19 protein-coding genes and 1 other annotated feature are annotated in these 20124 nt (G+C 31.8%); of the genes, 16 read left to right on the plus strand and 3 right to left on the minus strand.

Translation table 11 applies throughout. The annotated features are described in order from the left end of the window. Positions 1–10 precede the first annotated feature (10 nt). The 16 genes from JOC47_RS05160 to JOC47_RS05235 all read left to right on the plus strand — a co-directional run bounded on the left by JOC47_RS05160 (position 11) and on the right by JOC47_RS05235 (position 18532). Positions 11–1510, plus strand: coding sequence for a TrkH family potassium uptake protein (locus tag JOC47_RS05160; protein ID WP_338035324.1), 1500 nt, complete (start codon positions 11–13; stop codon positions 1508–1510). Position 1511: 1 nt separating this feature from the next. Continuing rightward, the gene (locus tag JOC47_RS05165) at positions 1512–2183 is read left to right on the plus strand and encodes a potassium channel family protein (protein ID WP_204700916.1); all 672 of its coding nucleotides are present in this window, start codon (positions 1512–1514) and stop codon (positions 2181–2183) included. Positions 2184–2447: 264 nt separating this feature from the next. Continuing rightward, entirely contained in the window at positions 2448–2858 is a 411-nt protein-coding gene (gene nuoE, locus JOC47_RS05170) for an NADH-quinone oxidoreductase subunit NuoE (protein ID WP_204700917.1), read from the plus strand. A 13-nt stretch (positions 2859–2871) separates the two neighbouring features. Next, the gene (locus JOC47_RS05175; RefSeq protein ID WP_204700918.1) at positions 2872–4095 is read left to right on the plus strand and encodes a complex I 51 kDa subunit family protein; all 1224 of its coding nucleotides are present in this window, start codon (positions 2872–2874) and stop codon (positions 4093–4095) included. After that, positions 4095–5807: an NADH-dependent [FeFe] hydrogenase, group A6 gene (locus tag JOC47_RS05180; protein WP_204700919.1), complete on the plus strand. Its 1713-nt coding sequence runs from the start codon at positions 4095–4097 to the stop codon at positions 5805–5807. The genes JOC47_RS05175 and JOC47_RS05180 overlap by 1 nt, the downstream gene beginning before the upstream one ends. A gap of 327 nt (positions 5808–6134) precedes the next feature. After that, complete coding sequence (locus tag JOC47_RS05185; RefSeq protein WP_204700920.1) at positions 6135–6746, plus strand: HAD hydrolase-like protein; 612 nt, start codon at positions 6135–6137, stop codon at positions 6744–6746. A gap of 173 nt (positions 6747–6919) precedes the next feature. Beyond that, positions 6920–7540: a nicotinate-nucleotide adenylyltransferase gene (gene nadD / locus JOC47_RS05190; RefSeq protein WP_204700921.1), complete on the plus strand. Its 621-nt coding sequence runs from the start codon at positions 6920–6922 to the stop codon at positions 7538–7540. 3 nt (positions 7541–7543) lie between these two features. After that, entirely contained in the window at positions 7544–8113 is a 570-nt protein-coding gene (yqeK, locus tag JOC47_RS05195; protein ID WP_204700922.1) for a bis(5'-nucleosyl)-tetraphosphatase (symmetrical) YqeK, read from the plus strand. A 95-nt stretch (positions 8114–8208) separates the two neighbouring features. Then, on the plus strand, positions 8209–9126 hold the full coding sequence (locus JOC47_RS05200; protein WP_204700923.1) for an LCP family protein: 918 nt from the start codon (positions 8209–8211) through the stop codon (positions 9124–9126). 14 nt (positions 9127–9140) lie between these two features. Then, positions 9141–9488, plus strand: coding sequence for a ribosome silencing factor (gene rsfS / locus JOC47_RS05205; protein ID WP_204700924.1), 348 nt, complete (start codon positions 9141–9143; stop codon positions 9486–9488). A 62-nt stretch (positions 9489–9550) separates the two neighbouring features. Continuing rightward, positions 9551–9736: a binding site (T-box leader), on the plus strand. Positions 9737–9828: 92 nt separating this feature from the next. After that, positions 9829–12300, plus strand: coding sequence for a leucine--tRNA ligase (gene leuS / locus JOC47_RS05210; protein WP_204700925.1), 2472 nt, complete (start codon positions 9829–9831; stop codon positions 12298–12300). 136 nt (positions 12301–12436) lie between these two features. Then, positions 12437–13900 carry a hypothetical protein gene (locus JOC47_RS05215; RefSeq protein WP_204700926.1) on the plus strand — a complete coding sequence of 488 codons (1464 nt, stop codon included), beginning with the start codon at positions 12437–12439 and terminating at the stop codon, positions 13898–13900. A gap of 61 nt (positions 13901–13961) precedes the next feature. Continuing rightward, positions 13962–14627 (plus strand): outer membrane beta-barrel protein, encoded by a 666-nt coding sequence (locus tag JOC47_RS05220; RefSeq protein WP_204700927.1) that lies wholly within the window; start codon positions 13962–13964, stop codon positions 14625–14627. Between the two features lie 147 nt (positions 14628–14774). After that, positions 14775–15497, plus strand: a complete 723-nt coding sequence (gene ubiE / locus JOC47_RS05225) for a bifunctional demethylmenaquinone methyltransferase/2-methoxy-6-polyprenyl-1,4-benzoquinol methylase UbiE (protein WP_204700928.1) — start codon at positions 14775–14777, stop codon at positions 15495–15497. A 131-nt stretch (positions 15498–15628) separates the two neighbouring features. Continuing rightward, entirely contained in the window at positions 15629–16219 is a 591-nt protein-coding gene (locus JOC47_RS05230) for a helix-hairpin-helix domain-containing protein (RefSeq protein ID WP_204700929.1), read from the plus strand. Next, positions 16220–18532, plus strand: a complete 2313-nt coding sequence (locus tag JOC47_RS05235) for a DNA internalization-related competence protein ComEC/Rec2 (protein WP_204700930.1) — start codon at positions 16220–16222, stop codon at positions 18530–18532. Between the two features lie 47 nt (positions 18533–18579). Here JOC47_RS05235 and JOC47_RS05240 read toward each other — a convergent pair whose 3' ends face one another. From JOC47_RS05240 to JOC47_RS05250, 3 genes are all read right to left on the minus strand, one after another. Further along, positions 18580–19353, minus strand: a complete 774-nt coding sequence (locus JOC47_RS05240; RefSeq protein WP_204700931.1) for a CAP domain-containing protein — start codon at positions 19351–19353, stop codon at positions 18580–18582. 117 nt (positions 19354–19470) lie between these two features. Further along, complete coding sequence (locus JOC47_RS05245) at positions 19471–19716, minus strand: alpha/beta-type small acid-soluble spore protein (protein WP_204700933.1); 246 nt, start codon at positions 19714–19716, stop codon at positions 19471–19473. A gap of 37 nt (positions 19717–19753) precedes the next feature. After that, positions 19754–20083, minus strand: coding sequence for an alpha/beta-type small acid-soluble spore protein (locus JOC47_RS05250; RefSeq protein WP_204700934.1), 330 nt, complete (start codon positions 20081–20083; stop codon positions 19754–19756). Positions 20084–20124 lie beyond the last annotated feature (41 nt).

The following is a 20124-nucleotide window of genomic DNA, read 5'->3' on the forward strand; positions in this document are numbered from 1 at the left end:
CCTTGAGGGGGTGGCTTCAATTTTAAAAACTAAACTATTAAATCAAAAGATGAGAACTATAATTAGCTTATTAGGGTCTCTATTAGTAGTATTAGGGGTAATGTTATTAATACCTATTATAGTTAGTTTTATTTATCAGGAGCAGATAATTAGTAGTTTTTTAATTCCTGCTTTGAGTTCATTGCTTGCAGGATTATTAGCTCGGCTTAAATTTAGGGAAGAAAAAATCACCATTTCTACTGGGATGTTGGTCTGTGCCTTAGGATGGATTGTAATTTCAGCAATTGGGGCTATCCCCTTTTATTTAGAATTAGATTATTCTTATGTGGACACTTTATTTGAGACAGTAAGTGGATTTACTACTACAGGTATTACTGTGTTTAGTGGTTTAAGTGAATTTCCGCGTTCCATTTTATTTTGGCGTAGTTTGATTCAGTGGTTAGGTGGATTAGGGTTTTTAACTTTCTTTTTAGTGGTCACTTTTCGGGGACAGTCTGGTCTTTTCCAGTTATTCACTGCTGAAAGTCATAAGATAAATATGTCTCGGCCAGTGCCTAATATTTTTAAAACAATTAAAATTTTATGGTTAATTTATGCTGGTTTTACTATAGTAGAGATAATACTGTTAAAAATTTTAGGGTTAACCTTTTTTGATGCTTTGATTCATTCATTTACTACTCTATCAACAGGAGGATTTTCTAGTTATGATGCCAGTATTGGATATTTTAAAACGGCTGGTTATCAATATTATCATCTGATTGAATATGTAATTATTATTTTTATGGCCGCTGGTGGAATTAACTTTTTAGTACACTATAAAATTTTAACAGGCAAAATTGAAGAATTGTGGTCAGGAATAGAGATGAAGTACTTTTGGGGAATTATTGCTGGGGTTTCTTCTTTGATCTTGTTTGAGCATTATTTACATTTCCCCTTTGAATGGAGTGGTCTAGAGAAAACTTTTAGAACTACTTTATTTCAGGTGGTATCAATAATTACTACAACAGGATTTGGTACTGAAAGTATTAATGGAGCATTTTTCCCTGCTTTAGCTAAGCAGTTATTATTAATTTTAATGTTAATTGGGGGTTGTGTAGGTTCCACTTCCGGTGGGATTAAGGTGATTAGAATTGCTATTTTAAATAAGTTATTTAACCGTGAAGTAAAAAAGATTTATTACCCCAAACGTGCTGTTTTACCAGTAGTTGTAGAAGGAAATATTATTCCTGATGATGAAATTTTTAGAATTGTTGCGTTATTCTTTAGTTGGTTGGTTCTAATATTGATTGGTGGAGGAATCACAGCTATTTTATCTGATTTACCAGCTTGGAATGCTTTTTCGGGAATTTTTTCTGCTCTGGGTAATATTGGTCCGTTTTACTTTAGTGTCAGTAAGATGCAGAGTTTGTCAGATGGGATTAAAATCACTTATATTATTGCTATGTTAGCTGGTCGATTAGAAATTTTACCGATCTTTATTCTATTTAGTCCACAAGCTTGGAGGGATTAATATGTATATTGTTATTGCTGGTGGTGGTGTAGTTGGACGTAACTTAACAGCTCAATTAGTAGAAAATCATGATGTAGTAGTTATTGATTTAGATGAAAGTGTATGTGAAAGGATTTATTCAGATTATGGGGCAATAAGTATTAATGGTAGTGCGACAAATATTAAAGTTTTAAAAGAAGCAGGAATTGCTAAAGCTGATGTAGCAGTAGGAGTAATGCGTAATGATGCTGATAATTTAGCCTTTTCCCTTTTAGCTAAGAACTATGACATAGAGCAAATTATGGTGCGAATGAGAGACCCAGAGTATGAAAGTGCTTATCAATTGGCAGGTGCTACAACTATTGCTGGAGTAATAGATTTAATGGTGGAAGAATTTGTCTTAGATATTGAACAGCCAGATGTGCGTAAAGTTTATTCTTTGAGCGGAGGTAAAGCTGAAATTTCAATTTTAACAATTCCAGAAGAAGCAGCCTGTGTAGATATGACTATTTCTTCGATAGCTAATGCAGAAGAATTTCCTGAGCAGTTGTTAATTGCAGGTAAATTTGATTATGAAGCTGATGAGTTTAGAATTCCTCATGGTAATACTAGGCTAGAGCCTTTAGACCAGGTTTTTCTAGTAGGTCCAGCGAATGAAATTACTAAAGCAGCTAATTATTTAACTGCTGAGTAAATTTTGAAGATATTAAAGAAAAGTTAGTTCAATTGCTAATTGTGGTTATTTTTTCTTATATTGATATTTTTTTATTGTTAAAAAAGAAGGATGATGTAACTAAGTGTCGAATTAATAAAACAACACTATTCTTTTAGCTGAAAATGTCAGAAAATTAACACAATTAATTCTACCCTATTTAGTGAATAATAGTACAATAAGAATAATAACTTTGTTGTTGTTGAAATACTATTAAGTAAATGTTTAAAAAAGGGGGTGGAGCAAGTGGCTAGAGCTAATTTATTAGAACGGCTGCATACAATTCAAGACACTTATGGTTATATTCCTGAAAATGAAATTAATAAGTTATCAGACCAGTTTGACCTTCCGCGCTCTAAGGTATATGGAACAATCAAATTTTATTCTATGTTTTATACTGAACCTACGGGCAAGTATATGGTACGTGTTTGTGATAGTTTATCTTGTCATTTAAATGATTCCGAGGGCCTTGTTACAGCAGTGAAAAATTATTTAGGTATTGCAGATGGGGAAACTACAGAAGACAAAAAATTTACTTTAGAAGTAGTTGAATGCTTAGGGCACTGTGGTGAAGGACCAGTGATGATGGTTAATGACCAGATTTATACCTATCTTAATGAGAATAGAGCAATTCAAATTTTAAAGGACTGCATGTAAAGGGGGGAGCCGAATGCTTAATTTTTTAAAGAAAGACCCTATATTAGCAATAGAAGATTATGATTTTACAGCATTTAAACAGGTATTAAATACACCGGCAGAAAATATTATTTCAGATATAAAAACGGCAGATTTAAAAGGACGTGGGGGAGCAGGATTTCCGGCTGGGGTAAAATGGGAATTAGCTCGTAAAGAGAAGTCGGCAGAAAAATATGTTGTTTGTAACGCTGATGAAGGAGAACCAGGAACTTTTAAAGATAGATATTTGTTAGAAAATTCTCCTTGGCAGGTTTTAGAAGGTATTTTAATTAGTGCTTATGTGATAGGAGCTGAAAAAGGTTATATTTATATTCGCGGAGAATACGTAAAACCAATTAAAATTTTTAACAAAATAATTGAAAAAGCAGAAAAAAAGGGGCTGTTAGGAGAGAACATTTTAGGTAGTGAGTTTGATTTTGAGTTAGAACTAATCAGAGGGGCTGGAGCTTATATTTGTGGAGATGAAACCTCATTGTTGAATTCAATTGAGGGGCAACGTCCCCGCTCACGCATTAAGCCTCCTTATCCCATTCAAAGTGGACTATATGGAAAACCTACTTTGGTTAATAATGTGGAAACATTAGCAGCGGCAGTGGAAATAATTAATCAAGGTGTAGAAACTTATACAGCCTTAGGAACTGCTGAAAGTAATGGTACTAAATTAATTAGTTTAAGTGGTGAAGTAAATGAACCAGGAGTTTATGAGATAGAATTTGGTTCTTTAACAATTAGAGAAATAGTCGAACAATTAGGTAAAGGAATTAGAAATAATGGACAATTAAAATTTGTAGTGCCTGGAGGAGTTTCAACTTCTATTTTACCACAAGAAAAATTGGATATTCCTTATAGTTATGAAGATATTAAAGCTGCTGGCAGTAATACTGGTTCAGGGGCTATGATTGTAGTTAGTGAAGAAAATGATTTAATTGATTTAATGTTAAATGTGGCAGAATTTTTTATGAGTGAAACTTGCGGCACTTGTTTTCCTTGTCGAGAAGGAATTAGACAGGTTTGCTATCTTTTAGAAAATGCTAAAGAAAGAGGTTATTTAACGCAGCGAGATTTTGAACTAATTACTGATTTGAGTCAAACAACTTATTTAGCAGCCAGGTGTGGATTAGGGCAGAGTTCATTAAATTTTGTAACTTCTGTTTTAGAACATTATCGGGATGAGTTATTACAGGGAGGTGGTCAGTAATGGCTACAGCACTTATAGATGGACAGCAAGTTGATTTTGAATCGGGAGAAACTATTTTAGAGGCAGCAGAAAAAGTGCAGATTAAAATCCCAACCCTCTGCCATGCAGAAGATTTATCAATTTATGGAGGTTGTCGAATATGTGTAGTAGAGATAGAGGGCGAAAGATTGTTAAAACCTGCTTGTGCAACTAAGATTAGTGAAGGTATGAAGATTAAAACTCATTCCCCTAAAGTTAGAGAAGTGAGAAGAAATATTTTTGAATTAATTGTAGCCTCTCATGATATTAGCTGTAGATTAAACTGCTTAACTTGTAGCCGTAATCAAAGTTGTGAGTTAAGAGAGATTGCTGCTGATATAGGAGCAAATCAAACAAGATTTGATCCTATTGATAAAGGTTATGATGATGATCGCTCTAGTGTTTCAATTGTTAGAGAACCTAATAAATGTATTACTTGTGGTCGATGTATTCGTAAGTGTGAAGAGGTGCAAGGTGTAGGTATTTTTACTATGGCTAATCGGGGTCCTGCTACTGTTTTAACTACTTTTGGTGATAAAGGTATGGGTAATGTAGAGTGTACTAATTGTGGCCAGTGTATTCATGCCTGTCCAACTGGAGCTTTACATGAAGTATATCATTATGATCGTGTCTGGGATATGCTAAAAGATGAAGATAAATTTGTTGTAGTACAGACTGCTCCAGCAGTGAGAGTAGCTTTAGCCGAATTGTTTGAGTCAAAGCCAGGGACTATTGTAACAGGACAAATGGTAGCTGGATTGAAAAGATTAGGATTTGATCGAGTTTTTGATACTAACTTTGCTGCCGATTTAACAATTATGGAAGAAGGAACAGAATTGATAGGTAGAATTGAGGATGGTGGTCCTTTTCCTATGTTTACTTCTTGTAGCCCAGGTTGGATTAAATATATTGAGCATTTTTATCCTGAGTATTTAGAGAATCTATCTAGTTGTAAATCTCCCCAGCAGATGTTTGGGGCAGTTGCTAAATCTTACTATGCCCAACAGCATGGGATTGATAAAGAAGATATGGTGGTAGTTTCTGTGATGCCTTGTACTGCTAAGAAATTTGAATCTGGTCGTGGTGAAATGGATCAGGATGTAGATTTCGTCTTAACTACTAGAGAATTAGGTAGAATGGTTAAAGAGGCTGGAATTGACTTAGTTAATTTAGCAGAAGAGGATTATGATCCTATGATGGGTGAATCTACAGGAGCGGGAAGTATCTTTGGTTCTAGTGGTGGAGTGATGGAAGCAGCATTACGTACTGCTTACGAATTAATTACAGAAGAGGAATTAGAAGAATTAGATTTTGAGCCAGTGCGAGGAGCTGAAGGTATCAAAGAAGCTGAAGTAGAAATTAAGGGCATGACTGTAAAGACAGCTGTAGCAAGTGGACTAAGCAATGTCGGGCAATTATTAGAAAAAATAAAAAATGGAGAAGAATATCATTTTGTAGAAATGATGGCTTGCCCAGGTGGTTGCATTGGGGGCGGAGGACAGCCAATTCCCACTAACCAAGAGACTGTAGAAGAGAGAATGAAAGCAATTTATGAAATTGATGCTGGGAAAAAGAAACGTAAGTCGCATCAAAATAAAGAGGTGCAGCAGTTATATGAAGATTATTTAGGGGCACCTAATAGTCATTTGGCCCATGAATTGCTGCATACTAATTATATCAAACGTGAGATTTAACTAAAAAGGCTGCCATTGTGGTAGCCTTTTTTCTATATAAAGTTTCACTTTCAGTGAAACTTTATAGCTAGAAGTAAGTAGCTAGGAGCTAGTAGTTAAAAACATAAAATCAAATTCAAAACCTAAAACATTAACCTAGTATTCAATAATTCAAAGCTATGAACTGTTTTTTGGTTTTGAATTTACTACTAGCCACTAGCTAGTAGATAAAAGCTAGTGGCACGATAGTGCCACTTTATATAGATTAAACTTAATTCTTTAAAGGAAAGTTATTAGTTGTCTAGAAATGTTTATTATAGTCAAGTATTTATTGGGAGTGTGGTCTTTATGAAACAAGTTCTTTTATTTGATTTAGGTGGTGTAGTGAGTGAAACAAAATTTGAACGAGTTTTAGATAAGTATGCCCAAAAATATAATTGGAATTTAGCAGAAATGAAAGAGAATATTTTTAGTGAGGAATATATGGCCTTATTAGCTGGAAAGATGAATTTAGAAGAGTTTAGTCATTGGTTAGCAGGAGAGATAGAAGAACTATCGATACCAGAGTTGAAAGAATTTGTGACAGAATATTATTATTCAGAAGAGCCTAAAGAAGAAGTAGTTAATTTAATTGAGCGTATAGATTCTCAGTATCAACTCGGATTAGTGACTAATGATATTGGACGCTTAGATGAGAAATTAGCTTATTTAAACTTGACTGGAGTTTTTGATAAAATTATTAATTCTTCTCAAGTAGGATATTGTAAGCCACAAGTAGAAATCTATCAATCAGCTTTAGAAAAATTTGATGTTAAAGGAGAAAAAGTTATTTACATAGATAATGATCCAGTTTGTTTAAATAATGCGGCAAGTTTAGGGATTAAAGCTATTAAATTTGTTAATGCACAACAATTAGAAAATCGTTTGAGTGAATTAGGGATTATCCGGCGGGTAGGATAGTTGGAAATAATATTTGACTTAAGTAATTTAAAGTTTTATTATAAATATTAGCTAATTAATCATAAAATCAAGTATAAACTAAGGATAAAAATATAGTGTTTGATTTTCTTTGAACTTAGACTTAATCTTACATTTAACTTTAATTCTTAAATAGTAGTTAGGAGTGGGCAATAATGGAAGACGAAGACCAAATGATTGGGATTATGGGAGGCACTTTTGATCCTATTCATAATGGTCACTTAGTGACTGCAGAATGTGCTCGACATCAATATGATTTAGATAAAGTAGTATTTGTTCCTTCAGGAAATCCTCCTCATAAAACAGATAAAAAAATAACTAGTGCTGAAGATAGGTATTCTATGGCCTTATTAGCTACTATGAGTAATCCTCACTTTAGAGTTTCTAGAATAGAAATCGATAGACAAGGATTATCTTATACTATAGACACGGTGAGAGCATTTAAGGAGATGTATCCGGGTGCCAAAATATATTTTATTACAGGTGCTGATGCTATTTTAGAAATTTTTACTTGGAAGGCGCCTGATGTATTATTAGAAGAGGTAGAGTTTATTGCAGCTAGTAGACCAGGATATTGTCTATCGCAGTTAGGAAAAGAAATTTATGATGAATATCGAGATAGTATTAATTTATTAGAAATACCTGGCTTAGCTATTTCTTCAACTAATATTAGAACGAGAGTCAAACATGGTCGTCCTATTAAGTATCAATTACCTGAAGAAGTGGAAGCGTATATTAGGAAGCATAATTTATATGTTTATAAGAAGGAGGAATAATGCGTGACTGAAGAAGAAGCGATAGAAAAGTTAAAAGGGTTAATTAGTGAAGATAGATTGGAACATGTGTTAGCAGTTAAGAATGAGGCGGTAAGATTAGCTAAACGTTTTGGGGTAGATGTAGAAAAAGCTCGTTGGGCTGGTTTATTACATGATTGTGCTAAAGGATTATCCAATAATAACCTATTGCAAAAAGCAAAAGAATTTGGTATAGTGATATGCGACGTTTATCAAGATGAACCAGCTTTATTACATGCTCCTGTTGGAGCAGAAATTGCAAAAAGAGAATTTGGAATTGAAGATGAGGTAATTTTAAAAGCGATTAAAGTTCACACTTTAGGAAGTAGTGAGATGTCTACTTTAGATAAAGTGGTTTTTTTAGCTGATCATATTGAGCCTAATCGTGAGTGTGAAACAATTGATCTGTTAAGAAAGCATATTAAAAAGGATACTAAAGGTAGAACTTTGAATGATGCAGTGAGAACTGCTTGTGAAGATACAATTAGATATCACCTTGATTTAGGTGAAACTATTCATCCTCAAACGATTAAGACACGTAATTCATTACTTTAAGTTTAAGGCTAAGTAAAGAAAAAACTTTTGATGTTTTTTAAGCTTAGATTTAAATTAAAACTTAAACTTGGAGTCTATTAGAGAGGAAGAATCAGATGTTGCACGGAAAATTGCAGAAAGTGCTACTTTATTTAGTTTTGCTACTATTGATTACCACTGTCAGTGGGATGGTAATGTTTTATTGTTTGTTAGGTCAAGAAAAACAAAATAATTTTCAGCTTGAAAAGAAAGCTGAAGTTAAGAATAACAATAATCAGTTTTTAGCAAATCCTAAGGAAGAAATTAATCTCTTATTGTTAGGAACAGACCAAAAGCAAGATGAAAGGGCTCGTTCTGATACTTTAATGATAGCTAATATAGATGGGGCGACAGAAGAAATTTCTATTATATCTATTCCTCGCGATACAAGAGTGAAATTTCCTGATGGTAAGTATCATAAGATAAATGCTGCTTACTCTTATGGAGGAGTAGAATTAGTACAAAATACTATCAGCCAATTTTTAGGAATAGAGATTGATTATTATTTAAATATAAACTATAATAATTTTACGGATTTAGTAGACTTAATTGATGGTGTTGAATTAAAAGTAGCAAAGGATTTGCAGTATGTAGACCAAGCGGCCAGTCTCAATATTGATTTGGCTGCGGGAAAGCAAATTTTAAATGGTGAACAAGCTCTTGATTATGTACGCTTTCGCCATGATTATTTAGGTGATATTGGTCGTGTACAGCGACAGCAGAAGTTCTTAAGAGCAGTAGCGGATAAATTGTTAACACCATCTATGGTTTTTAAGTTACCTAAATTGCTTAATAAAGTTAGCAATACTGTTGATACGAATCTTGCTTTAAGTGATTTTGCAGTTCTAGCTAAATTGATTAAAGACATTAAATTAGAACAAATAAAAACTGTTACTCTGCCTGGTGAAGCAGATTATATTAGCGGAATTAGTTATTGGGTAGTAACAGAAGAAAAATTAAATTCACTTTTAACTTCGTTTAATTTTATATCATAAAAGGGGGTCAATTAATGGCGTTAAATTCTTTAGATGTAGCAAAAAAAGCTGCTAAAGCAGCAGATGAAAAGAGTGCAGAAGATATTCTTGTATTAGGAATGGATGGGATTTCTATTTTAGCTGATTATTTTGTTATTTGTAGTGGAACTTCAACTACACAGGTGAATGCAATTGTTAATTCAATTGAAGGTGAATTAGAAGAAAAAATAGAATTGATTAGAAAAGAAGGAACTGATGGGGCACGTTGGGCTGTTTTAGATTATGGAGATGTAATAATTCATGTATTCCATGATGAGCAACGTGAATACTATCAATTAGAGAAGTTATGGGGCGATGCAGAACGAATCGACTGGTCGAAATAAATTTGACAAATTTGCTTAATTAGTTTATAATTGTGCTTGTCAAATTAAACTGAATAGGTACCCTAATAGCGGAGAAAAGGAGTAGTAAGCGTTAGCTGAACTCGCCTTGGAGCTAGATAGATGAAATAGTAGTAATCTATCCGGTTAACAGTCGTTACTCTGTTGCAAGAGGGGATATGATTAGAGGTTTTATATCTAATTATATCAAGTAGGGTGGTATCGCGAGAGAAAAAACTCTCGTCCCTATTAAGGAGTTATATCTTTATTAGGGGCGAGAGTTTTTTATATTAATTGACAGTGGCCAAAAATATAACTAATTAAAATGTAGGGAGGAAAAAAAGTGAAAGAAAAATATGATTTTCAGAGTATTGAGCCGAAGTGGCAGCAAAACTGGGAAGAAGAAGAATTGTACCAGACAGAAATGGATCAAGACCAAGAAAAATATTATGTATTAGAGATGTTCCCTTATCCATCTGGTAATTTACATATGGGGCATGTTAGAAATTATTCTATTGGAGACGTTTTTGCTCGATTTAAGAATATGCAAGGGTATAATGTTTTACATCCAATGGGGTGGGATGCTTTCGGTTTACCTGCTGAGAATGCAGCAATTAAGCGAGATATACATCCAGCTGATTGGACGGAAGATAATACAGATAATATGCGGAAACAGTTTAAGATGTTAGGATTTAGTTTTGATTGGGAACGAGAAGTAGCAACTTGTGACCCAGATTATTATAAATGGACACAGTGGTTGTTCTTAGAATTATATAAAGAAGGATTAGCTTATAAAGATGAATCAGAAGTTAATTGGTGCCCGAGCTGTCAAACAGTGCTAGCTAATGAGCAGGTAGTAGATGGTGAATGCGAACGTTGTGATAGTGAAGTAATTGATAAAGAACTTGAGCAGTGGTCATTTAAAATCACTGAATATGCTCAGGAACTATTAGATGATCATCATTTATTATCTGAATGGCCAGATAAAGTAAAGTTAATGCAGAAAAATTGGATTGGTCGTAGTGAAGGTGCGAATATAGAATTCGAAATTGCTGATAGTGAAGACAGTTTGGAAGTCTTTACTACTCGACCTGATACAATTTATGGTGCTACGTACATGGTTTTAGCACCTGAACATCCATTGGTAGAAAAATTGGTGACTGGAACTGATAAAGAAGCAGAAGTAATGGATTTTGTAGAAAAAATGAAGAATCAAGATGAAGAAGAAAGAACGGGCGAAAATGCTGAAAAATTAGGACTAGATACGGGTATTAAAGCTGTTAACCCGATGACTGGAGAAAAAATTCCGGTGATGATTGCTAATTATGTACTAATGGATTATGGTACAGGAGCAATTATGGCTGTTCCCGCTCATGATGAACGAGACTTTGATTTTGCTAAAAAATATGATTTGCCAATTAGAGTTGTAATTCAGCCAGAAGATGAAGATTTTTCTGCTGCTGATATGGAAGAAGCTTATACAGAAGATGGATTAGTAGTTAATTCTGAGATCTTAAATGGTTTAAGTGTTGATAAAGCTTTTGATAAGATTGTTGAGTACTTTGAAAAAGAAGATATTGGAGAAAAAGAGGTTAATTATCGCTTGCGAGATTGGTTGATTTCTCGGCAGCGATATTGGGGGACACCGATTCCAATTATTTATTGTGATGACTGTGGTAGTGTTCCAGTACCAGAGGAGGATCTGCCGGTAGAATTACCAACTGATATAGAGTTTACTGGTGAAGGAGAATCTCCTTTGGCTCAGGCCGATGATTTTGTAAATACCACTTGTCCTAAGTGTGGTAAAGATGCTCACCGAGAAGTGGATACAATGGATACATTTGTTGATTCTTCTTGGTATTATTTGCGCTATACTAGTCCAGAAGTTGCAGATAAAGTATTTGATGAAGAACAAGCAAATTATTGGATGAATGTTGACCAGTATATTGGTGGAGTTGAACATGCTGTAATGCATTTGTTGTATGCTAGATTCTTTATGAAATTCCTTTATGATCAGGGGTATGTTGAAGATAGAGAACCTTTCTCTAGTTTATTAACCCAAGGTATGGTTCTATTAGATGGGGCAAAAATGTCTAAGTCTAAAGGTAATGTAGTTGATCCAATGGAAATCTTAGATGAGTATGGAGCTGATGTAGCAAGATTATTTATTCTATTTGCTGCTCCCCCAGCTAAAGATTTAGATTGGAATACTGAAGGGGTTGAAGGTGCACAAAGATTCTTGAATCGAGTGTGGCGTTTAACTGCTAATAATATTGATACTATCCAAGATGCTGGAGATTTTGAAGTAGATGGAGATGCAGAAGAAAAATTATATCGTGAGTTGCATGTAGCAATTAAAGATGTAACTGAAGATGTTAGTGAACGTCAGCAGTTAAATACTGCAATTAGTTCAATTATGGAGTTAGTTAATGCTGCTTATAAATATTTAGCTGATAGTGAAGATATTAATGCTGGATTATTAAAAGAAGTAGTAGAAACAATTGTTGTCTTATTAGCTCCATTTGCTCCTCATATGACAGAAGAGTTATGGGCTAATCTTGGTTATGAAGAAAGTGTCCATCAACAAAGTTGGCCTGACTATAGTGAAGATGCTATCGCTAAAGATGAAATTGAAATTGTAGTTCAGGTCAATGGTAAAGTGAGAGATAAAGTAAATGTTCCTGTAGATATTGCTGAAGAAGAATTGAAAGAAGTAGCTAAAGAGCAAGAAAATGTTCAGCGTCATATTGAAGGTAAGAATATAGTGAAAGAAATTGTTGTGCCGCAGAAATTAATTAATATTGTTGCGCAATAAATCATTTGTTCTCTGAACCTGCACTTATAAGTGCAGGTTTTTTTCTTTTTTATTATCAAAAAAGTATCTTTTTATGTTATACTATAGGTATGAGGTGTATAATTATTAATAAAGAATTAAAAGGGGGAGTCATATGATGTTTAATAAGAAAAGATTACTTTTAGTTATTGCAATATTAGTATTAGGAATAGTATTTACTGGGTGTTCAGGTGATAGTGCTGTAACTGAATTAACTGAAGATGTTGACGGACCGCCGCAGGTAATAGTTAATGAAAAAAGTGACCAATTTACAGCTACTGGCCCTACAGGTTCTGATTATTCTTGGCAAGTAGCAAATGGTTTAGGTACATTCACTAATCGAACTAGTAATAAAACTAAATTTATAGCTTCTAAAGAAGCATTGAATCAGGGAAGAATTGATATCAGTGTTTTAATTGATAATACAGAAAAAACAATAGAAGATATAGAAGTATTAAGTAATGATAGCAAAACTGAATATGCTAAAGGATCTTTTCACAGTATTGTTTCTACTGATGATATGAACCGGAAAGGTTATTTGGCAGCAGGAACTGTGGGAGATCTAAATTCATCAAATAGTAGACACCCTTATATGGTTAAGGCAGATAATAGAGGGGTTACCATTGAAAAAAAAGAATTTAATCGCGAAGGAAGATTTTATGAAGTAAAGGACTTTGTTAGAACTGCTAGAGGTGATTACTATTATTTAATTGGATATGGAACAGTTAATGGTGATGTTAGTCAAGAATTTGTATTAGAATTAAATAATAAGATGGTGATAAATAAAGATTATAACTCGGGAGGAATTACGACTGGGGATACTTATTTAAGAAGTGGAATTATTTCTAAAAATATATTTGCTAGTGACCATGTAATAGCAGTTGGAAATACAAGACTTGATAATGGGAATCTTGCACCTTATATTATCGATATTAATACTAATGATGCTGCTGATGTTACACCTCATATTTTGGATAATGATTATGGATATGAATTTGCTAATTCATATTATAATTTAGAATCAATTGTAGAAATTAATAATGGGTATATTGCAGTTGGATTTACTGGTGCAAATAGAAGTGGAGCAGAAGGAATCATTTTAAGATTAAATTCTGAATTTAATGTTACTGAGGTAAATACGAGTATTACAGAAAAATTATTTAAAATAAAAAAAGTTAAAAATGTTACAGGGGTAGATTATGTAGTAGTTGGAGATAACGGTTATATTGGTGAAATTGATGACAACAGTAGTAATTTAACTATTACAAGTGATAATATAGGTACTGCTAGATATAGAGATGTACTTGTTGATGGTAGTAATTATATTGTAGTTGGAGCAAAAGATAGTAATAATGATGATAAATATGACCAAGGTGTAGTTAGTAAATTAACAGCAGGAAGTTTAGCTAATAGTGATAGCTTCACTCAAAATTATGGAAGTTATTTATATAGTGTTGATAAAGCAACTGATGGCGACTATCTATTAGCCGGTCATTCCACTAGTAATGATGGCAGTACTAATAGTTATGTAGTGAAAATCAACCCTAGTGATGGTTCTGTAGTAGATAGAGTAAAAGAGTAAAAGATATGAAAAAGCGGTTCTTAAGAATCGCTTTTTATTTTGATTTTTGGGGTGTTTTTCGATGAAAAAATATATACTTATATTATTAATATTATTAAGTTTTAACTGCAGTATAGAAGCGAAAGAAATTACTGATAAAAAAATAGAATTCAATGGTGGCTTAACATATAATAATTATATTTATAAAAAGTATGATTTGAATAATGGAGAAAAAGAATTAGATGAAGATTATTTTATTAGAGAAGATTTACATCATGGGCAAGGGTTCTATACTGAGGTTATTTATTGGTTGAACAAAAAATTAGGAATTGAATTAGGTCTACAGAAAAATGAAATGAAGGCTGAATGGGATTCAGAAAATAATTCTGAAAAATATGAGTATAAATCTAATTTAGATACTTATTATAGTGGTGTGACTTATAAAGTTAATCCAACTTTAGAATTATATATTGATGCTAATTACAATTTTTATCAAGAACATTATTCTAAATCTAGTTTTTCTACTGATATTAAATCTGGTGAAGGTTTAGGATTTATGATAGGAACTAAAGTTAATTATCAAATTAATAAAAATTTTGATGTGATATTAAATACAGAATATTATTTAGCAGAGATTGATATAGATGAAAGATATAGTTCTTATCAGGGTAAGGTAATAAATGTTAATGATGAAGAGTTGAAAATTAGTGGTCTTGGATTAAAATTAGGAATAGGATATAAATTTTGATTAATCTATATAAAGTTTCACTTTCAGTGTAACTTTATAGCTAGAAGTAAGTAGCTAGTAGCTAGTGGCACGATAGTGCCACTTTATATAGATATTTATTAATTTATTGGGAATACTGACTAGTAACAATAGACTAGAGGTGTTCTAATGAGCAAAGATAATAAACAATCACCATCTGAATCACTGACAATTAAAACAATTTTTAATAATATTGCTCCTCATTATGGGCTTATGAATAAAATTATGAGTTTAGGATTAGATAAATTGTGGCGTCAAAAAGTAGTTGATTTAGTAAGAGTGGAGCCTGAAACTAATATTTTAGATCTTGCCTGTGGAACTTGTGACTTGACTATTATGTTAGCTAAAAAATTAAAAAATGAGGGCCAAGTAATAGGATTAGACTATAGTGCTAAGATGTTAGAAATAGGGAAGGCAAAAATAGCAAAGCAAAATCTAAGTAGTGTAATAAAGTTAATACAAGGTGATGCCCGAAAATTACCTTTTGCTGCTCAAGAATTTGATTATGTAGTAATAGCTTTTGCTTTGCGAAATATTTCAGAAAGAGAGCAAGTCCTTAGAGAAATGAAAAGGGTTCTTAAAACAGATGGAACTATTATTACTTTAGATATTTTCCGATCAAATTTATGGGGGTATCGGCAATTAGTCATGTTTTATTTCAAACAAGTAATTCCTCACTTAGCTAAATTGATTTTTAATCAATATCAAGAATATAACTGGTTACCTCGGTCTATAGAAGAATTTATAACGATAGAAGAATTAGCATTAAAATTAGAAGAGTTTGATTTAAAAGAAATAAAGGTGGAAAAAATGATGGGTGGGGTAGTAGCACTACACCATGCTAAAAAATAAAGTATATAGACTGCACATTTAATACTTAGGATAAATAGTAATCCCTCCGATTTTATTTACTCTTGATTTAAAAAATGAATAATAGAAATCAAGATAGTAAAAAATAGTTAAAAAAGGAGGGGATTGGTTGGATGTATCAAAGTCGAAGAGATAATCTATTAATTGTGGTTTTGATAATTATAATTCTATTAGCTGCAGGGAATATATTTTATCAACGTTTTAATTCTGAACAAGATGAGATAAAGGTTCAAGCTAAGACTCAAGTTAATTCTAATCATGAAATTGAAAATAAAAAATCTAATTTTAATCAGAAAAAAGAAGAAATAGTAGTTCATTTAGGAGGTGAAGTCCTAAAACCGGGAGTTTATTATTGTGCTGCAGATAGTAGATTATATAAAATTTTAAAAAAAGCTGGTGGACCAACAAATAAAGCAGATTTAAATGCAATTAACTTAGCGATAAAAGTTCGAGATGGGCAAAAAATAATAATTCCTAGCTTAACTAAATCTAATTCTTCTCAGGGGCCAAATGCTAAGATCAATATCAATACGGCTAAGCAGTCACAACTAGAAGAAATTAATGGAGTTGGTCCTGCTACTGCTAAAAAAATAATTAATTATAGACAAGATAATGGTAGATTTAAAAGTATTGATAGTTTAACAGAAGTTTCAGGAATTGGTCCTAAAACGTTAGAAAAAGTTAAAGAAAAGATTACTTATTAAATGAAGAGACCACTACTAAGATGGTTTATAGCTGCTGGAGGAGGATTAATTACTGCTTATTATTTACCACCTTCTCAAATGTTAATTTTGTTGCTTGGAATATCTATAATAATAGTGGCCCTGATAATTATTTTATATAATTCAGTTTCTAGAACTCATTTAGTAGTTTTAATTTTAATATCTTTAACATTTTTATTTTACTTACAAAGCGAAAAATTAGCATTCCAAGAAGCAAAGATGAGAAGAATATTAGGACAAGAGGCTAAATTAACTGGAGTTATTACTCAAATAAAAAAATATAGCAATAGTAGAGATTATATTATTAAGAATATAAGTAATTTTAAAACTGGAGAACAATATGATTATAAGATTAAATTAAGAGTGTGGGAAGGGAAAGATAGATTTTTTTCTGGGGCTAAAGTTTTATTTACAACTAGATTAAAATTACCACCAGTCCAAAAGAATCCAGGAGGATTTTCTTATCGTAATTATTTGCAGCGGCAAGGGATATATGCTATAGGAGAAACTACTAAGGGTCAGCTGATTAAATTAAATACTACTAATAATATTTTAATTAAAAAAGTTAATTGCCTAAGAAATAAGATTAAAACTATAATCAAAAAACAGTTTAAAGTCGAAAATCAAGAATTAGTTCTCAGACTCTTATTAGCTTTAAAACAAGGAAAAGAGTCTAAAGTGATTAATTCTTTTAAAAAATTAGGAATCAGTCATTTATTAGTAATATCAGGTTTTCATATTGGATTAATTAGTTATGTGATTTATAACATAATTAATTATGTTAATTTATCTTTAAGATTAAATTTTATTATCAATTTTTTGTTTTTAGTTTTATATTTGGCAATTATCAATTGGCAGTTACCAGCTGTAAGAGCGACTTTATTAATTATTCTAGTTTTAGGAGCTAAAATTTTAAAGAGAAAAACATATATATATAATTTGCTAGCAGCTATTGCTTTATTTTTATTAATTATAAACCCTTGGTATTTATTTTCGCTTAGTTTTCAATTATCTTTTACAGCAGTAGTAATGATTAGCTATTTAAGCCCGATTTTGAAAAAATATTTTGTTTTTTTACCAGAAAAAATTCGAGAAGTTGTAGCAGCTACTATAGCAGTACAAATAGGTTTGTTTCCTATTTTGATTTATTATTTTCATCAGATATCCTTATCTAGTATATTAGCTAATTTGCTGTTAATGCCTTTAATTAGTTTTATATTATTGCTCTTATTATTATGGATGATGATAAATTTTGTGTCTTTGTACTTAGGAAAAATAGTAGCTGTTATAATCAATGTCCCTCTGGCTTTAAGTAGAGAGATAGCTAATTTTTTAGCTAAGTACTTTAGCTTTAATTTTCTAGTCAAAAGATTATCTTTAGGTACAATTATTATTTACTATCTAATTATTTATTATTTGACTCAATTAATTCAAGTAACTAAAGTGCCTTATGGCAAAGACGATTTCAAGAAGATCTCTCTTATCTTATTGAGTTTAGTTATAATTATAACTACGGTTGGAATTAGTCAAAATAAAAATTTAGAATTCATATTTTTCTCAGTGGGATTAGGTGATGGAATATATTTAAAAACTCCAAGAGGAAAAAATGTTTTAATTGATGGTGGTAGTACGGGAAGAGAAATCATTAATTTTTTGAAAAAACGAGGAGTAAAAGAATTAGATTTGATTTTTATATCACATTTTCATAATGACCATGTAGGAGGAATTATTGAGGTCTTAAAAGAATTTAAGGTGAATAAAGTTTGTTATCCTCCCACAGTTAATAATCGTTTAAAAACTGAATTAAATAGAATAATTAAAGAAAAAAATAAAATATCTAGGTCTTTAATATTGACCAAAGGAGATCAAATAATTATTGATAAGATCCATTTTTTAGTTTTACACCCACAATTAAAGTTGATAGAAAAGAGCAAATTGAATAATAACTCTTTAGCAATGATGGTTACTTATAAAAAATTTAAATTATTATTAACTGGTGATATTGAAAAAGGAGCAGAGGAAGTTTTGATTAAAGACAAAGCTGATTTAAGAGCGGATGTTTTAAAGGTAGCCCATCATGGGAGTAATACTTCAAGTACTATTGATTTTTTAAAACTTGTTGACCCTCGACTTAGTATTATGTCTGTAGGAAAAAATAAACATGGTCTACCAGATGAAGAAGTAGAGAAGAAATTAAAGAACTTAGATATTAAAAATTTACGGACTGATAAAAAAGGAGCAGTGATAATAGAAACTGATGGTTATAGTTATAATTATCAAACTTTTTTAGAATAATTATAATAAACCAAAGACAATATTGTCTTTGGTTTATTATTTGTTTTTTATTTGCGAATAAACATTTGCACCCAATGATTTGTTTCTTGAGAGTTTTTAGCTAAACCAACTCCAATATGCGTATATTTTTCACTTAAAATATTTTTGCGATGTCCAGGGGAGTTCATCCAACTATTCATTACTTCTTCTGCTGTTCTTTGGCCACGAGCAATATTTTCCCCAGCTGCACTGTATTGAATATTAAATTCTTTTAGCATTTCAAAGGGAGAACCATAGGTTGGTGATTGATGGCTAAAGTAATTATTATCCCGCATATCTTCAGCTTTTTTTTGGGCTACATTAGCTAGCTTACTATAATGTTGATAGGGTTTTAAACCTCTTTTTTGTCGTTCTTGATTGACTAAATTAACCACTTCTTTTTTCATGGTTTGCATTTGATTATTAGTTTGTGGAGCAGTATCTTCTTTTGACATATCAGTTTTCTCTTGCTTCATATTATTTTGTTTTTGCATTTGTGATTCATTTTGCATATCCTGTTTTTTAGGCATATAGACTTTATCACCAGGATAAATCAAATCTGGATTTTCGAAATGAGGATTAGCATTTATTATTTTTCTTAATTTAAAGTTATGACTTTTAGCTATTTTCCATAAGCAATCACCTTTTTTAACAGTACATAAAGTGCTTTGGTTTTGTTGTGATTCTAGACTATGATTACGATATTTCATATTTCTATTTTGAGCTAAGCTAGGAGTGAAAACTAAAGTTAAAATCATTACTAAAGTTAATAAAGTTGTTAATAAAAAATTAATTTTTTTCATTTTCTAGCCCCCTATTGTGATATTTGAATTACATAATTTAAATATAAAATAAGCGGTGTTTGCACACCGCTTATTTTCGATATTTAGTTTTAAATTTGATATAATAAAGCTAAACTTCTATTGATTTTGGTTATTGTTCTGTGGAGCAGGACCCCCAGCTAATTGGTCTTCATATTGTTGAATCATTTTTTTAACCATTTGACCACCAACAGAACCACATTCGCGAGAAGTCATATTACCCCAGTATCCAGATTGATACTCATCAGAAATATTTAGTTCTTGAGCAGCTTCTAACTTAAACTTATCCATGGCTTGAATAGCATTAGGGTTTAATAAACGATTACTGTTATTTCTAGCACTCATATTTTATCATCTCCTATTTGATTTAGTAATAGATAGTTTACTGTTGTGGTTCAAAAGAACCAGCTTTTGCAGCTAGATTATAATTCCCTTGTTGCTGATCATTTTCATTAGGATTAGTTGCTTGGATTGTTTGATTAGCTTGGTTTGTATAATTACCACCAGCTAATTGATCTTCATACTGTTGAATCATTTTTTTAACCATTTGACCACCAACAGAACCACATTCGCGAGAAGTCATATTACCCCAGTATCCAGATTTATACTCATCAGATACATTTAGTTCTTGGGCAGCTTCTAACTTGAACTTGTCCATAGCTTCCATTGCAGCAGGATTGATTAAGCGATTACTATTATTTCGAACTGACATATTATTTCCTCCTTAAAGTAGTAGATTGGTTATTTGATTTT

Origin of the sequence: Halanaerobacter jeridensis (genome assembly GCF_016908315.1) — a bacterium.
GTDB lineage: Bacteria > Bacillota > Halanaerobiia > Halobacteroidales > Halobacteroidaceae > Halanaerobacter > Halanaerobacter jeridensis.

Coding starts and splice junctions, on each gene's coding strand:
- rsfS (WP_204700924.1), top strand. CDS start 9,141: ATGGCGTTAAATTCTTTAGATGTAGCAAAAAAAGCTGCTAAAGCAGCA.
- JOC47_RS05250 (WP_204700934.1), bottom strand. CDS start 20,083: ATGTCAGTTCGAAATAATAGTAATCGCTTAATCAATCCTGCTGCAATG.
- JOC47_RS05185 (WP_204700920.1), top strand. CDS start 6,135: ATGAAACAAGTTCTTTTATTTGATTTAGGTGGTGTAGTGAGTGAAACA.
- JOC47_RS05220 (WP_204700927.1), top strand. CDS start 13,962: ATGAAAAAATATATACTTATATTATTAATATTATTAAGTTTTAACTGC.
- nadD (WP_204700921.1), top strand. CDS start 6,920: ATGGAAGACGAAGACCAAATGATTGGGATTATGGGAGGCACTTTTGAT.
- JOC47_RS05235 (WP_204700930.1), top strand. CDS start 16,220: ATGAAGAGACCACTACTAAGATGGTTTATAGCTGCTGGAGGAGGATTA.
- JOC47_RS05240 (WP_204700931.1), bottom strand. CDS start 19,353: ATGAAAAAAATTAATTTTTTATTAACAACTTTATTAACTTTAGTAATG.
- JOC47_RS05245 (WP_204700933.1), bottom strand. CDS start 19,716: ATGAGTGCTAGAAATAACAGTAATCGTTTATTAAACCCTAATGCTATT.
- JOC47_RS05230 (WP_204700929.1), top strand. CDS start 15,629: ATGTATCAAAGTCGAAGAGATAATCTATTAATTGTGGTTTTGATAATT.
- JOC47_RS05180 (WP_204700919.1), top strand. CDS start 4,095: ATGGCTACAGCACTTATAGATGGACAGCAAGTTGATTTTGAATCGGGA.
- ubiE (WP_204700928.1), top strand. CDS start 14,775: ATGAGCAAAGATAATAAACAATCACCATCTGAATCACTGACAATTAAA.
- JOC47_RS05175 (WP_204700918.1), top strand. CDS start 2,872: ATGCTTAATTTTTTAAAGAAAGACCCTATATTAGCAATAGAAGATTAT.
- JOC47_RS05165 (WP_204700916.1), top strand. CDS start 1,512: ATGTATATTGTTATTGCTGGTGGTGGTGTAGTTGGACGTAACTTAACA.
- JOC47_RS05200 (WP_204700923.1), top strand. CDS start 8,209: ATGTTGCACGGAAAATTGCAGAAAGTGCTACTTTATTTAGTTTTGCTA.
- JOC47_RS05215 (WP_204700926.1), top strand. CDS start 12,437: ATGTTTAATAAGAAAAGATTACTTTTAGTTATTGCAATATTAGTATTA.